The sequence below is a fragment of the Mesorhizobium norvegicum genome, assembly GCF_004919685.1.
Lineage (GTDB): Bacteria > Pseudomonadota > Alphaproteobacteria > Rhizobiales > Rhizobiaceae > Mesorhizobium > Mesorhizobium norvegicum.
Genome location: NZ_SMYZ01000156.1, coordinates 723 through 3,043, shown reverse-complemented (window position 1 = coordinate 3,043; position 2,321 = coordinate 723). Strand labels below are relative to the sequence as shown.

Genomic DNA, 2,321 nt, shown 5'->3' with positions numbered 1-2,321 from the left:
AAAATTCTTGATCGCCACCTGGTCGACGAAGTTGCCAAGGTTTTCCAGATGCGTCGGCGGGGTCACCATTTCATATTTGGAGCTGTCGCTCAGCTCCGTGAACCAGCCCTTGAACTGCTCGGTCTTGAAATGGGGATCCTGGTCGGCGCCGTTGTGGATCGGCACGACGCCGACTTCCTTGGCCCATTCCAGATTGTCCTTCGGCGACAAAAGCGTCGCCATCAGCTTCCAGGCGTCGTCCTTGTGCTGCGAGTTGGCAAACATCGCCCATCCGGCATAACCCAGCGTCGGATAGGACTTGCCGCTCGGCCCGACCGGCAATGGCGCCACCGCGAAGTCGTCGGCGCTCATCTTGCCTGCAATGCCGAGCAGCGCGTCCGGATCCTGGTTGAGCATGGCGCAGGTGCCGGAATAGAAGCCGGTGACCGTTTCGTTGAAACCCCAGCTCACCGCATCCTTCGGCGCTAGGCCGTCCTTGTACATGTCGGCCAGCATCTGCAAGCCCTTGACCGAGCCTTCGTCGTTGATCGTCGAGGTGCCGTCCTCGTTGAAGTAGCCGCCCTTGCCGGCGNNGAACAGTTTCTTGTTCCAGAACAGCGCGTTCACATAGTAGCCGTAGGGGATCATGAACTGGGTGTTGTTGACGGTCGAGCCGAACTGCTTGGCACGATCGCCAAGCGTCTTGGCGTCGTCCCACTTGGCCATGTAGGGGCCGAGGTCCTCGAGCTGGGCATTGTTGGCATAGAGGCCCATCCAGCGTTCCGGCATCTCGACGATATCGGGCGTATCGCCGGCCTGCACCATGGTGAGGAATTTCTCGAAAGCCTGGCCCCAGGGCAGCGAGATCAGCTCGACCTTGACGCCCGGATTGGCCGTTTCGAACTCGGCGATCTGCTTCTTCAGGAATTCGGTGCGTGGCGGGCTGGTGATGACTTCGACCATTTTCAGGGTCGAATCGGCCACAGCGCTTCCGGCGGAAATCGCCAGCCCCGCAACGGTGGCAAGCATGACGGTCAGTTTTTTCATGTTCAAGACTCCCATTTTGAACCCGCTTGTTATTTTCTGGCTTTTTCGAAGGCCTGGGCGACATCCGCCCATAGGTCTTCGACACTCTCCAATCCGACATTGAAGCGGATGGTTCGGGGGCTGACGCCGAAGCGCGCCATCGAATTCAGGCCCGGCGTCTGCTCGAGCGACGCCTTGGCCGGCACGACCAGGCTTTCGTGCCCGCCCCAGCTGACGCCGATGCGGAAATATTTCAGCGCATCGACGAAGACGGGGATGTCGATATCGTCAGTCACCTCAAAGGAGAACAGCCCGGCATAGCCGGCCAGCGTCGCCTTGCCCGGATGGTTTGAATAGACGGGATGGTTGACCCGCTCGACATTGGCATGCGCCTTCAGCCGTTCGGCGATGGTCAGGCCACTTTTCATATGATGCGGCAGGCGCAGTGGCAGCGTGCGCAGGCCGCGCAGCAAAAGCCACGCCTCGAACGGCGACAGCTTGCCGCCGAGATACGAATAGGTCTGCTCGTTGATGTGCTTGATATGAGCGGCCGACCCCGCCACGACGCCGGCGACGGTGTCGCTGTGGCCACCAAGGTATTTCGAGGCCGAATGCAGCACCAGATCGACGCCATGCGTGATCGGCTTCTGGAACACCGGCGTCGCCCAGGAATTGTCGATCGTGGTGACGATGCCCTGCTCCTTGGCCAACCGAGTCAGATGCGCGATGTCCTGCAGCTCGAACATCATCGAGGTCGGGCTTTCCAGATAGAGCAGCTTGGCGCCGGGAAGTGCCGCCGCCACCGCATCCGGGTCGGAACCGTCGACATAGTCGACCTTGATGTTGAGCCGCGGCAACAGCCGCTCGAACAGGCGGTAGGCATCGCCATAGCAATTGCGCACCGCCACGATGCGCTCACCTGCCCCAACGAACGCAAGGACTGTGGCGCTGATCGCCGCCATGCCGCTGGAAAAGCCGCGCGCTGCTTCTGCGCCCTCAAGCGCTGCCACGCGCGCCTCGAACTCCATCACCGTCGGATTGTCGCCACGCGAATAGATCGGCTGTTTTCGTTTGCCGGCAAAGGTATCGGCCATCTCGGCATAGTTGGCGAAGGTGAACAGCGAGGTCTGGTAGATCGGCGGCACCACCGCACCGCCGGGAAACGGTTCGTCATGCGCCAGCAGTGTCGCCGCCTCGGCAAGATAGTCGTGATCGAAACCGGATGGATGCTCGTTCATGTCTGGCTCGAAAGTTTGAGTTTGGCGGCACCGCGCTTGAGATCGTCCTCGACGGTGGCGATCAGCTTGAGCGCCTCG

General features: G+C 60.9%; 2 protein-coding genes. Both read right to left on the bottom strand.

All coding sequences use genetic code 11. The annotated features are described in order from the left end of the window. Positions 1-1,026: ABC transporter substrate-binding protein (locus FCU66_RS39980; RefSeq protein ID WP_136625506.1), on the bottom strand; the 1,026-nt coding region annotated here is incomplete at its 3' end. Between the two features lie 29 nt (positions 1,027-1,055). Then, on the bottom strand, positions 1,056-2,243 hold the full coding sequence (locus tag FCU66_RS39975; RefSeq protein ID WP_136620598.1) for a PLP-dependent transferase: 1,188 nt from the start codon (positions 2,241-2,243) through the stop codon (positions 1,056-1,058). Positions 2,244-2,321: the final 78 nt, after the last annotated feature.

Coding starts and splice junctions, on each gene's coding strand:
- FCU66_RS39975 (WP_136620598.1), bottom strand. CDS start 2,243: ATGAACGAGCATCCATCCGGTTTCGATCACGACTATCTTGCCGAGGCG.